The organism is Opitutales bacterium (assembly GCA_013215165.1).
Taxonomy (GTDB): Bacteria; Verrucomicrobiota; Verrucomicrobiia; order Opitutales; family JABSRG01; genus JABSRG01.
This window is the reverse complement of sequence record JABSRG010000014.1, coordinates 34,001-45,953: the sequence shown is the minus strand read 5'-3', so window position 1 is coordinate 45,953 and position 11,953 is coordinate 34,001. Positions and strand designations below refer to the sequence as shown.

Genomic DNA, 11,953 nt, shown 5'->3' with positions numbered 1-11,953 from the left:
GTCGATGAGGCGCTCTGTCGGCTCGCCACTATGGTCTGAACAGAACAACGGTCTGCGCCCCGACAGAGCGGGGCGACTACACGAGAGGCATTTGGGGAGATGTCCTCGTTGTTTCAATTGCACCTAAATTCAGTTCGTTACACTCTCCAGGGTCTAGAAGACCCTGTCGCTTAAAAACACACGAATACAGGGACCCTATTATTCTGCAATGTCTTCTTCGCCTTTGGCTAAGACCTTCCCCACGCTCACGTTGACCTTTTCGAGGATTTTCTCGCGAAGTTCCGCCATGAGTTCGGGTGTCTCGTATAAATGGTTTTTCGCCTGTTCGCGGCCTTGGCCGATTAAGTTACCCTTATAGGAAATCCAGGCCCCTTTCTTTTCCAAGATCTTGTGCTCGAGACCGAGATCGAGAATGGAGCCTGTCTGAGAGATACCCTCATTATACATGATATCGAATTCACACTCTGTGAAAGGCGGAGCGATCTTGTTTTTGACCACCTTGAGGCGGGTCCGGTTACCTGTTACTTTACCAGATGGCTCTTTAATTTGCCCAATTCGGCGGATGTCCATGCGCACTGATGCGAAAAACTTCAGAGCGCGGCCTCCCGGCTGAGTCTCGGGATTACCGAACATCACACCGATTTTCTCGCGGATCTGATTGGTAAAGACGCAGACACAGCTGGTCTTACTGATCGCACCAGTGAGACGGCGCATCGCCTGGCTCATCATGCGCGCCTGAAGACCCACGGTGGTGTCACCCATCTGACCATCGAGCTCAGTCTTAGATACGAGGGCAGCCACCGAGTCGACGACTACGACATCGACGGCGCCTGAGCGGATCAACTGCTCGGCAATATTGAGTGCATCTTCGCCACTCTCTGGCTGTGCCACCATCAGGTTGTCCACGTCCACGCCAACGACTTTGGCGTAGCGGGGATCTAGGGCATGTTCGACGTCGATAAAGACTGCGGTTCCGCCGTTTTTTTGCGCCTCTGCAATCAAGCTGAGACAAAAAGTCGTTTTACCGGAACTCTCTGGGCCATAGATCTCGCATATTCTCCCTCGCGGCAAACCAGCGCCTCCTAAGGCCAAATCCAAAGCAATCGATCCCGTAGAAATACATTCTACCTGTAGCTTTGATGCATCGCCCAAGCGCATCAAGGCGCCCTCGCCGAATTGTTTGTTGATTGCTGAGAAGGCCAGATCTAGGGCTTTCTGAGGGTTTTCGTTCTTGGAAATTGATTTAGCTGACATACTGCGTGGTGTTCTTGATGCCACACGGTGCGTTGCCTCAATGGGATATCAAGTCAAAAATAGTGAAAACTTGTTCACATTACCTGGGCTTGATTCATCTGCGATATCAGTCAGGTTTCAAGCGTGAGCGACGCAATCCACCATCCTACTGTCAATCCCGGTGTTATTTGGGCCCGCCGAGCCGGTTTTTTACTCGGACTTTTTTACGCATTGTGGGGTCCATGGACATCATTAGCCGTAGGCAGTGCCGCGGGTTGGCCCCACTGGTTACGTTCTGGCTTCATTGTCATCTTGGGAATCATGCTGATGTTACCTTTTGCTCAATTTAAGAAGAGTAAGATGTGGAAATCCGCGTTTGGGACCTTGTGTGTGTGCTGTATCGCTTTCGTCTTCGTAATGGTGATTTCCGTGATGTTCGATTACATGGCGGCTGCTGAACGAGACGAGCGCTTGGGCGTACCCGGGTTTGAGGGCACTTTGATTTTCCTCACTCTAATGCAGCCACCGGCAGTATTGTTTCAAAGACGCCCTGATTTTTTGGATTAGGCGAACGCTGTGTAATGATAGAATTTGCCCCTGCTCTGTCAGAATTCGCAGAGAAAATCATTCATTCTAACCAGCTCAATTCTTCAGATGCTTTTGAATACTTCTAATAAGCTCGGGCAGATCATTCTCGATGATTCCCCACACAATGCTTTCTTCAATATGGTCATAGCCATGGGCCAAAATATTCCTAAATGATATAGCCCCACGCCAACCCACTATTGAAGTCTCTAAAAACGCTTCGTCCTTGTCTCGGATTCTCTTTAGGGACTCGCCTAAAATTTCAAACTGTCTTTCAACTGCAGAGCGCAGCAGTAAATTAGAAGTGTAGTCTGTAAATTCCTTACCCTTCAAGAACTCGCAAATAGCTTGAGAAGCATCATGGGCATCAAATAGCCACTTCTGAATCTCAATCACCATAGATTCTAATTCTGTCTTGATCTATTTTTTCTTTGAGAAATGGATTTCTGATCGAGTTTTCTGTAAGCAGATCAACCCTGCTATCAAACTGATCTTCGACATCGTGCAGGAAACCAAAAAAGCGCCTTGAAATTCTATCTTTCCGAGGCTCTGAAAACTCGATGATTAAGTCGATGTCGCTTTGTTGGGTCTGTTCCGATCGCGCAATAGAACCGAAAGCATCCACATACGCTATTTCGTATTTTTCGCACAAAGGTGAAATAACCCTTTTTAGCTGCTCGATTGTAACCACTAGAAAAGCATGTATCGATTACTGAGATGCTTCAATTTATTTTTGGCGAGTATGCTCGGATGTGATTTCGACTGATGTCAAAAACAGTCTCTCTTTGGGAAAGACATGACGACAGTGATCTTCGCTATGGATTGATCTTGCGTCTGGAATTCGGCACTCTCGGGAAAGCGGCCTTATCCGATGCCGTTTCAGATAGGAGGTTCTCACTAACACGGACTGCTGACATCGATCGAAATCAGACCCGGTAGGATTAGCCTAAATTCCCAATTTGAAAGGTTGCTTCCAATCTTTGTGGAGTCTCCCATGCGTTCCTTATTATCTACATTGAAGCCGCACCCGTGGCCATAGAGCCCGGTAACCACAGTAGCACTGGAATGCCCTCAGGAGTAGGGATCTAAAGAAGAATACACCACTTCCCCAAAACAAATACGGGAAATTACGCACACGTTTACGCGGAACGCTGGATAACAAAAGGCGGTGAGGTGAGGTATTCTTTCACCATCATCAATACCTAACCTGCTAACCCATTCACTGCCATGAATACCTGCCATACCGCATCACATAGAAACACATCTTCTATTGCTCAATCTGAGTCACCGATCTCTGGTCACCCATTGTTGGATCGTGAACGATTCCAAAAAACCTTCCTCAATCAAAAGCTTAATGAGATCTATGCTCGCAAATCTATCAGACGCGGTGTCGCAGCCCTCCTCGCTGTCACACTGACAACAGCAGCATTTGCTTTCGGGTCTAATTCCACGGACGAGCAATATGGGTTCGACGGTTCAATCGCTCCAGCCGCGCCGAGCTCTAGCACGTCCATCAGTTCCGTAGACTTGACCCTGGATGATCCACGCGACTTACCCCTTCCCCCAGCGATGGAATACGGTCTATAGAATTTTAGGGAGACAACAAGCAACAGGGTACTAAAGCCTCCGGTGCGTTCGATCGCACCGGGGGCTTGCTTATGTTCCATGTAGAACACATTTTCGGAGTTTCATGCTCTGTCCCAAAATAGCTGTCACTCAAAGACGGCAGGTGTCAGAACCCAATCGCAGACACGGGAATTAAAACTGTCTTAGGCACTTTGGAATGTCCTCGGTCATCCAATAGCAGGCTCTGGTGCAACAAACGTAGCCCTTCAGATATTCTTGTTCCCAGGTTCAGATCACATCCAGGAATGCCCAGAATGGCCGCCTCTTGTGACAAGGGAAATGCATACAGCTTCGTCTGATTTCGAATTTCGGATCCCATGTTTTCTAACCAATAATGTGGCTCCAAATTATTACACAGGCACACGTCTATGTTATGCTGTTCCTTCCACGATCGGAAGCGTTGTTCCACACCAGACTCTTCCGTATCAAATCGAAATAAAGGCGCATCACCATATCCCGCGGCAGAAAATTCTTCTCGATGCAGGAGCGCCTCTGACAAGACTAAACGGTTCAATTCTGTTCCAATAACCCCCTGCTCCACACCGTAGCGGACAATACAAAAGCCCACAGAACAGCCGACGCGGCGCATCTCAGCTGTCACCAAGTCGAAGCCCTGGCGCCAGTTGGTTCCCACGCGGTGAAAGGGCAAATCCGGGTGCTCTTCGCCTACCATCACGACACAGAACTCGTTCCAAGCGAGGTCGGGTAAGACATCAGTTCTATGGACGTTCACCAAGATGCCTCTGATTCCTCTAGAAACGAGCTCTCGTGTTATTCGCGCGCCTTGCCCGATCACCTTTTCAGCGACGAGGTATTCAAGCTCATACCCATAGCCAGTGGCAGCTTCATTCAAGACGGCGAATTTTGGAGCATTCTTTTCAGAAAAGGTAAAGCTATCGACCAAGACCAATATCTTAACCGTGCCCGAAGATCGCCCAGACTGCCAACGTCTTTGGCTAAGAGCGGCCATGCGAGGATCCGTTTGGTAGCCAAGTGCGCGCGCTGCTCTCTGCACAGCCTGCTTCGTCGACTCACGCACCCCCGGATGCCCAGCCAGTGCTCGACTGACCGTCGCAGTGGAAAAACCGCAGGCTGCTGCAATCTCGCGATGTCCGGGCAAGCGCTTTTCGCTCATAATGTATCAGGATACATTTAGTGCCGCTTTTCAATCAAGGTGGAAATGATAGTTTCAAATAAGATGGCAAAAATTCCTGTTATTTCTACACACAATCTTCCCGCTCACTTCGACTCGGTAGATGCCTTAGAGGATTTACTCTCGATGCCTACACAAGGCCTAGTGGACGACTTCGCCAAACTCGAGGGCGATATTTTAGTTCTTGGTGTTGGAGGTAAGGTAGGTCCGACATTGGCTATGATGGCGAAACGAGCAGCACCGTCGAAAAGAGTCATTGGTGTGGCCCGCTTTAGCGACATTGAGGTCAAACGACGTTTAGAAGCCGCTGGCGTAGAGACCATCACCTGCGACCTACTCGACCGCGAGGCCGTAGCCGCCCTACCTAAAGTATCTAATGTGGTATACATGGCGGGCAAAAAATTTGGGACGGCCGGTTTGGAGCCCTTTACGTGGGCCATGAACGCGGTGGTCCCCACCTACATTGGCGAACAGTTTGCCGGTACTCGCTTTGTGGCTTTCTCAACGCTCTGTGTCTACCCTTTCGCCTCAATAGATGGCCCCGGGGCGAGCCCGGAAAATACCCTACCCACTCCCGTTGGCGAGTATCCAAATTCCTGCGTAGCGCGAGAACGTGTATTCCAGTATTTTTCGGAAAAAACCAACAGCCCTGGCCGCCTCGCACGACTCAACTACGCCATAGACTGCCGCTATGGAGTACTCATGGATGTTGCCCTTAAAGTCCGCGCTAAAGAGCCCATAGATATCCGGACCGGTGTGGCCAACGTGATCTGGCAAGGAGATTCTACGTCTCACATCCTCCGTTGCCTTTGCCATGGAACCACTCCAGCCACGGCGATTAATATCGGAGCCCCCCACACCTCTCATATACGCGAAGTGGATCATAAGTTTGGTGAAATTTTTGGCTGCGACCCTGTTTTTCAGCGAGAGGAACAGTCGGATGCCTGGCATAATGACAACAGCGAAGTCCATCATCTCTTCGGCGACCCCGTGGTAGACCTGGATACGATGATCCGTTGGAACGCCGATTGGCTCCAACGCGACATGCCTCTCCACCACAAGCCGACTCACTACGACGAACGCGACGGCTCATTCTAGAATCGGAGATAGCCCGATTCGTCTCAGTTACAAGGCAACGCATCAAATCTAATAAACACCACCCGCTTTCCTGAACCCATTAGTTCTCAATAAAAAGGACATGACAATCACTCCTTCCTACATCAACGGCGAGTGGATAACCTCCAACGCCACCCAACACACACCGGTCTACAATCCTTCGACGGGTGAAATCCTCAGCCAAACTCCGCATTCGAGCCGCCAAGAGATCGACCAAGCGGTTCAGTCAGCGAAAAACGCATTTATCGGATGGAGCACCACGCCTGTGCTCAAGCGCGCGACCGTTCTTTTCCGCTACAAGGCGCTTTTAGAAGAGCATTTTTCTAAACTCGTAGGCCTGGTTGTGAAGGAAAACGGTAAAACCCTTCCAGAAGCCAAAGGAGATGTGCGTCGGGGCATCGAAGTCGTAGATTTCGCCTGCGGTATCCCGCATTTAATCAAGGGCGAAACCTTACCTCAAATTGCGAGCACCATGGACGGGGCATCGACCTATGAACCGCTTGGAGTCTGCGCGGGAATCACCCCATTCAATTTTCCCGCAATGGTACCTATGTGGATGTTTCCCCTAGCCATTGCGTGCGGTAACACCTTCGTCCTGAAGCCTAGTGAAAAGACGCCCTTAACTGCGAATCGCTTGGCAGAGCTAGCCAAAGAAGCAGGCCTGCCGGATAGGGTACTCAACGTCGTTCAGGGTGCCCGCGAAGCGGTAGATGCTCTGTGCGAACACCCTGACATTTCAGCAATCAGTTTCGTCGGCTCGACACGCGTTGCCAAACATGTCTACACCACGGGGACCTCCCATGGTAAGCGCGTACAGTCTGCTGGCGGCGCAAAAAACGTGATGATTGTTATGCCCGACGCGGATCCCGAATCCACAGTGCGTGCTATTGCAGGTGCGGCGTTTGGTTGTGCTGGCCAACGCTGCATGGCGGGCTCCGTGGTTCTCGGCCTCGAACAGGCAGGGCAAGGCATTGTAGATCGCCTTTCTGATATGGCTGACAAGTTTAAGATTTTGCCCACGGATTCTAATCCTGACAGTGACATGGGCCCCGTTATCGATGGAGCCGCTCGAGAACGTCTGCTCAACACCATCGAAAACCTTGCCGGACAGGGAGCTCAGCTCGCTTCTGACGGTCGCCGAGGGCTGCCCAATTCAGGATTCTTCGTCGGCCCGACCATCGTCGATCACGTGACACCCGATATGAACTTGGCACGCGACGAAGTCTTTGGTCCGATTCTCTCCGTAGGGCGGCCAGAATCTCTGGACGAGGCAATCGAATGGATGAGCTTGAGTGGCTATGGCAATGGCGCGGTCATCTTTACAAGCAACGGAGGTGCCGCTCGTGAAATCGCTAGGAAAGCTCCCTGCGGTATGATCGGAGTCAATGTGGGGGTTCCAGCAGCGATCAGCCAGTTTGCTTTCTCTGGCTGGAACCAGTCATTCTTCGGCGATCTGCACGTTCAAGGTATGGAAGGTGTTCGTTTTTACACCCGCCAGAAGGTAGTATTTTCGCGCTGGGATAGTAATTATGTCCGCAAATTGGGGTGGTAATGGATAATGAATGAGGATGCCGAGCAGCTCTAGGCCAACGTCAAAGCTCCTTACAATGATGCGAACCATTCAGATCTAGTAATATGTCCTACCGTTTAGATCTTCCTGCCACCATAATTTATGGAGGCGACAGCCGCGAGCAACTACCCGCCTTGGCAAAACAGCTCGGCGGCAGCCGCGTATTGCTCGTCACGGACCCCGGAGTGGTAGCATTGGGCTTCGCAGATGACCTGGTTCGTCTCATGACCGCAGCCGGGTTGTCAGTCGCTATCTTCGATGAGATTCAGCCCGACCCTACCGATCTCAATGTCGCTGCTGGGGTTGAAGCCCTCAAAAAGCACCATGCCGACTTAGTCGTCGCCTTGGGCGGTGGCTCGCCTATCGACGCCGCCAAAGTTATCGCTATCAGCCAAGCCAACGCGGGACCCCTATCAAAATACATGGGGTTACATAAAATAGTGAACCCCGGCATTCCTTTGATCGCGATGCCCACCACCGCAGGAACTGGAAGTGAGGCGACAAAAGTAGCAGTCATCACCGACACGGAATCCAACGTCAAAATGATGATGCTCAGCGCGCCGCTATTACCCAGCGCTGCAATCGTCGATTACACGTATTCTATGGGCATGCCCAAGCCGCTGACAGCTGCAGTAGGCGTAGACACACTCACGCACGGCATCGAGGCGTATGTCTCGCGTAAGGCAAACGCGATGACTGACCCTCTGGCCTTATCCTGTATCCGGCTGGTCGGCCAACATCTGGAAACAGCTTGGAACGACCCGGACAACAGGCTGGCTCGGGAGGGTATGATGCTCGCAGCAACTCAGGGCGGTATGGCATTCGCGAACAGTAGCGTCTGCCTAGTCCACGGAATGAGCCGACCCATCGGAGCTGTTTTCCACCTGCCTCACGGCCTTTCCAACGCTATTCTTCTTCCCACGGTTACCGATTACTCTACAAGCGCGAGCCCGGATCGTTATGCAGCCATCGCACGCGCGCTGAATGCAGCATCTGATGAAGACTCTGATGAAACGGCGTGCACAAAACTAGTCGCTTGGCTCGAGCGCCTCAACAGGAGTCTGGACCTGCCAAAGCTCTCTGGCTGCAAAGGTGTCACATCACAAGTCTTTGAAGCTCAGATTGGCAAGATGGCCATCGACGCTCTCGCTTCCGGCAGCCCGGACAACAACCCACGCGTTCCAGAAGCAGACGAAATCATCGAATTATATCGGAAATCATGGTAGACGAAACCAACCCGCAAAATTGGTCCGTCGTAACCGGTGCTAACCGAGGAATCGGCCTCGAGTTTACACGACAGCTCTTGGAAGCAGGACACTTGACTGTTGCATGTTGCCGCAATCCAGACGAAGCCGGAGAACTCAAAAAACTTCAAGATACGCACGGGCATGCTCTAAAGACAGTCCAGCTGGATGTCAGCGATCCAGAGAGCCTAACGGCCAGCGCAGAAACGCTCAATGAACTCTCGGGCGGTGTCGGTTTACTCATCCATAACGCGGGCATCGTGGGGAATGGGAAGGAAGGACTGAGCAATTTTCAGAGTATTGAGATGCTCAAAGTGTTTCAAGTGAACCTCTTTGGTCCCCTCGAGCTCACACGGGCGCTCTTGCCTAAGCTCGAAGAGACCTCAGGCAAAGTATTCATCCTCACATCCCGCACCGGGGCATTGCGCCATCCAGACCCTAAAGACAAACCGGGGAGCCAATTTTCGTATCCATGCTCAAAGGCCGCCGTACATCGCTTGGTTTCATTACTGGGCACCGACTTGGTTCCACACGGTATCACCGTAGGAGGTATCGACCCTAGCTGGGTGCGGACTGCGATGACCTCTGGAGGAACGCCACCCAAAGACCGCTTCATGCTCGAACCTTCCGAGTCCGTCAAAGGCATGCTGGAGGTGATGAATCAGGTGTCGCTCGAAAAAACCGGATATCTGTGGCGATGGAGTGGAAACCTCTCGAATTGGTATGCGCCCGAAGAAACCGCTGAAGAACGCCAAACACTGCCTGAAAATGACTGAAGAAGGAAAGCTTCCCGGCAACATCCGCTGGTGTGTGTCTACACTAGGTTGCTCTGAGATGAACCTGGCCCAGGCCATCGAACTGGCCCAGGCGTTTGGTGTGCGAGAAATCGAGCTCCGCGCGCTTGAGGACCAACTCGACCTGCCAACTTATTTGGAAGCCACTTTTGAGACGCCGGAAAACCTCAAATCTATTCTGAAGCAAAAAGAGATTGAGATCACCGCCTTCGATACCTCCCTCAAGCTCATCGGGAATACCGAAGAAACCCGCGAGGCATTTTTGAGATTTATTCCTTGGTCCGAAGCGCTCCAGGTCCCCTGGCTCAGGGTATTCGACGGCGGAAAGCTCAGTACGCGACCTAGCGAAAAGGACTTGGAGGCTGCTGCTCAAACGACCCGATGGTGGCAAGCACTACGCCGCGAGAATGGTTGGACCACGAACATCGTAATGGAAACCCATGATGCCTTTTGTAACGCGGAATCGTGCTTGGCATTTCAATCACAACTGGAGACGCCTTGCCCGATACTTTGGGATGCCCACCACACTTTCCACAAAGGTGGCGAGCCAATCAACCAAACTTGGCAAGCCCTCAAACCCTATATTGCTCACATCCATTTCAAAGACAGTGTTCGTGAAGCAAATAAAGTGAACGACTATACTCTTTGTCTACCGGGGACCGGCAGATTCCCGGTGTCAGAGTTGATCGAAACAGTTGCGAGCAGCGACTATACAGGGGCCATCTGTTTGGAATGGGAGCGCAAATGGCAGCCATGGGTACCGTCCCTTTCGGAAGCGCTGGGCAGCCTCATCACAGCCTTATCTCCAACTGTCGATTAAGGAGTCACCCAGCAAAACCTACGCGGAAGCATGCACAAAAACCTTATCATGACAGAAACGGAATGGGCCGGGCTTAATCATAAGTTGCAGGACCCCTTCTTCAAAAAAATCCACGCAAATAACGAGCGTGCATGCGACATTATGATCGCTCAAAGTCGAGATGATTTCTGGAATCTCAGCGGCGATCTAAACAACGCTGATGAGGAGAGAGATAATCCCTATTTTTGGCGCATACCCAAACAACGCCTCATCCGCTTTGCGGTATCATGGCGTCTAACGGGACGCGAAGACTGCCTTGCCGAAGCGCTGCGAACGGTGGACGTCATCATCGATCCGAAATATTGGATTACTGAGCCACTCTGGAGTGGGCTGAAACATGCTGATCTACGTACCGCCGATTGGTGGACCAGCGCCACTTTCGCCCTCGAGTCACTCGCCCCAGTCCTATCTAAAAAACAAGAATCTGAGCTCGTTCGCTGTCTCGTTGACTGGGGGCTTCCCGCCTATCTCAAAGGCATTGAAGAAGGCGATTGGTGGCGGTATAGCGAATTTAACTGGGGACCGGCACTACACGGTTCGGCGGGGGTCGCTGCTTTAGCAATGCAAGACATTGCGCCCGACCTTGCCAGTGAGGTGCTGAGCGCTGCCAAAAAAGGGCTGCAAAACACCATAAATTACTTTCCTGCCGGTGGCGGGTCGACAGAGGGGCTCATGTATCAGTGCACTACGCTAACACACCTCACTGAATTTGTGTCAGCTCTATACAGGCTTGAGGGTGACGACCTGGGGCTTAAGACACAGCCTCGCTTCCGCGATGGTCTCGACTCTCGTCTTTGGATGCTCGGAGGTGATCAGAAGCCAATCAACTTTTCCAACTGCTACGAATATGGTGGAGAATGGCGCTTTCCTGGCGCTTACTGGTGGGCGCAGCAGTGCGGCCGGCCAGATTGGGCAGGCTTTGAAGATGCATTCCCTCGGCCCTGGGAAGACACAAACGGTATCGCATTTGAGGTGGAGGCTTTTTGGCACCGCGCAGTCGATCAACCGGCCACCCCATGGCAACAACCTGTGGGACTTTGGCATGGCCGTGAACTCGATTGGCTGTCCTGGAAGCGTGACAAAACATGGCTATCATTTCGCTCAGGGTTCAACGGTGGAAATCACAACAACCTGGACCTCGGTCAAATCATCTATGGTGTCGGAACAAGCCGCATCCTCGGCGACCCAGGATACATGGCCAGTGCGACGGCACAGCACAATTGCATCACGTTCAAGCGCAGAGATCAGACCGTCGACGCCACTGCGGAAATACTGAAGGCTGAAGAGATCCCATTCGGAACGCACTGGCTTTTGCACGTTTGGTGTGACCTCAAGTCAGCATATCCACACACACTTGAACGGCACCATCGCCACGTTATCGCCATTTCCGATAGCACGCTCATTATCCTGGACCATGCTATGGGCAAAGGTGGACAACGCATCAATGCGCATGGCTACCTGCAGTGCATGAGCGCCCCGAAACTTGAGGAATCCAAGCTGAGCCTGGAGACGGAACAGGGTGATTTAGCCGTCCGCTCTCACAATTCAGCAGAAATCACGATCGCCGAACCTTATGATCACGACGATCGGACTATCTACCCACTCAGTTACAATGCACCCATAGATAGTCCAGAGGCACGCTTTATTATCTCTGTCAGCAGTCTTGATAGCCTCGCGATCATAGATACGGGCCATGCCATAGAGATCAGCGCGCCGACAGGTACCATAACCCTAGATTTACCCAGCGGCATAATCAACACACACACGTAATCG

12 protein-coding genes are annotated in these 11,953 nt (G+C 51.8%); 8 read left to right on the top strand and 4 right to left on the bottom strand.

Annotated features, from left to right (window positions below; genetic code table 11):
* Window positions 1-198: 198 nt before the first annotated feature.
* The gene (gene recA, locus HRU10_04545; GenBank protein ID NRA26501.1) at window positions 199-1,254 is read right to left on the bottom strand and encodes a recombinase RecA; all 1,056 of its coding nucleotides are present in this window, start codon (window positions 1,252-1,254) and stop codon (window positions 199-201) included.
* Window positions 1,255-1,377: 123 nt separating this feature from the next.
* Here recA and HRU10_04540 point away from each other — a divergent pair, with 123 nt between their 5' ends.
* Window positions 1,378-1,800: a hypothetical protein gene (locus HRU10_04540; GenBank protein NRA26500.1), complete on the top strand. Its 423-nt coding sequence runs from the start codon at window positions 1,378-1,380 to the stop codon at window positions 1,798-1,800.
* Between the two features lie 75 nt (window positions 1,801-1,875).
* Here the strand turns inward: HRU10_04540 and HRU10_04535 are convergent, their stop codons facing one another.
* Window positions 1,876-2,205: a DUF86 domain-containing protein gene (locus HRU10_04535; protein NRA26499.1), complete on the bottom strand. Its 330-nt coding sequence runs from the start codon at window positions 2,203-2,205 to the stop codon at window positions 1,876-1,878.
* A gap of 1 nt (window position 2,206) precedes the next feature.
* Entirely contained in the window at window positions 2,207-2,509 is a 303-nt protein-coding gene (locus HRU10_04530; GenBank protein NRA26498.1) for a nucleotidyltransferase domain-containing protein, read from the bottom strand.
* Window positions 2,510-3,045: 536 nt separating this feature from the next.
* On the opposite strand from HRU10_04530, the gene HRU10_04525 reads away from it, so the two are divergent.
* A complete protein-coding gene (locus tag HRU10_04525) occupies window positions 3,046-3,405 on the top strand; it encodes a hypothetical protein (GenBank protein NRA26497.1) in 360 nt (119 codons plus the stop codon).
* 145 nt (window positions 3,406-3,550) lie between these two features.
* Here the strand turns inward: HRU10_04525 and HRU10_04520 are convergent, their stop codons facing one another.
* A complete protein-coding gene (locus HRU10_04520; GenBank protein ID NRA26496.1) occupies window positions 3,551-4,579 on the bottom strand; it encodes a LacI family DNA-binding transcriptional regulator in 1,029 nt (342 codons plus the stop codon).
* 63 nt (window positions 4,580-4,642) lie between these two features.
* Between HRU10_04520 and HRU10_04515 the strand changes: the two genes are divergently transcribed.
* From HRU10_04515 to HRU10_04490, 6 genes are all read left to right on the top strand, one after another.
* On the top strand, window positions 4,643-5,695 hold the full coding sequence (locus tag HRU10_04515; protein ID NRA26495.1) for an NAD(P)-dependent oxidoreductase: 1,053 nt from the start codon (window positions 4,643-4,645) through the stop codon (window positions 5,693-5,695).
* A gap of 100 nt (window positions 5,696-5,795) precedes the next feature.
* Window positions 5,796-7,265: a CoA-acylating methylmalonate-semialdehyde dehydrogenase gene (locus HRU10_04510; GenBank protein ID NRA26494.1), complete on the top strand. Its 1,470-nt coding sequence runs from the start codon at window positions 5,796-5,798 to the stop codon at window positions 7,263-7,265.
* A gap of 83 nt (window positions 7,266-7,348) precedes the next feature.
* Window positions 7,349-8,509 (top strand): iron-containing alcohol dehydrogenase, encoded by a 1,161-nt coding sequence (locus HRU10_04505; protein NRA26493.1) that lies wholly within the window; start codon window positions 7,349-7,351, stop codon window positions 8,507-8,509.
* A complete protein-coding gene (locus HRU10_04500) occupies window positions 8,503-9,303 on the top strand; it encodes an SDR family oxidoreductase (GenBank protein ID NRA26492.1) in 801 nt (266 codons plus the stop codon). The genes HRU10_04505 and HRU10_04500 overlap by 7 nt, the downstream gene beginning before the upstream one ends.
* The gene (locus HRU10_04495; GenBank protein NRA26491.1) at window positions 9,251-10,141 is read left to right on the top strand and encodes a sugar phosphate isomerase/epimerase; all 891 of its coding nucleotides are present in this window, start codon (window positions 9,251-9,253) and stop codon (window positions 10,139-10,141) included. Before HRU10_04500 ends, HRU10_04495 begins: the two co-directional genes overlap by 53 nt.
* A gap of 30 nt (window positions 10,142-10,171) precedes the next feature.
* The gene (locus HRU10_04490; GenBank protein NRA26490.1) at window positions 10,172-11,950 is read left to right on the top strand and encodes a hypothetical protein; all 1,779 of its coding nucleotides are present in this window, start codon (window positions 10,172-10,174) and stop codon (window positions 11,948-11,950) included.
* Window positions 11,951-11,953: the final 3 nt, after the last annotated feature.

Coding starts and splice junctions, on each gene's coding strand:
- recA (NRA26501.1), bottom strand. CDS start 1,254: ATGTCAGCTAAATCAATTTCCAAGAACGAAAACCCTCAGAAAGCCCTA.
- HRU10_04525 (NRA26497.1), top strand. CDS start 3,046: ATGAATACCTGCCATACCGCATCACATAGAAACACATCTTCTATTGCT.
- HRU10_04520 (NRA26496.1), bottom strand. CDS start 4,579: ATGAGCGAAAAGCGCTTGCCCGGACATCGCGAGATTGCAGCAGCCTGC.
- HRU10_04515 (NRA26495.1), top strand. CDS start 4,643: ATGGCAAAAATTCCTGTTATTTCTACACACAATCTTCCCGCTCACTTC.
- HRU10_04510 (NRA26494.1), top strand. CDS start 5,796: ATGACAATCACTCCTTCCTACATCAACGGCGAGTGGATAACCTCCAAC.
- HRU10_04505 (NRA26493.1), top strand. CDS start 7,349: ATGTCCTACCGTTTAGATCTTCCTGCCACCATAATTTATGGAGGCGAC.
- HRU10_04500 (NRA26492.1), top strand. CDS start 8,503: ATGGTAGACGAAACCAACCCGCAAAATTGGTCCGTCGTAACCGGTGCT.
- HRU10_04495 (NRA26491.1), top strand. CDS start 9,251: ATGCGCCCGAAGAAACCGCTGAAGAACGCCAAACACTGCCTGAAAATG.
- HRU10_04490 (NRA26490.1), top strand. CDS start 10,172: ATGCACAAAAACCTTATCATGACAGAAACGGAATGGGCCGGGCTTAAT.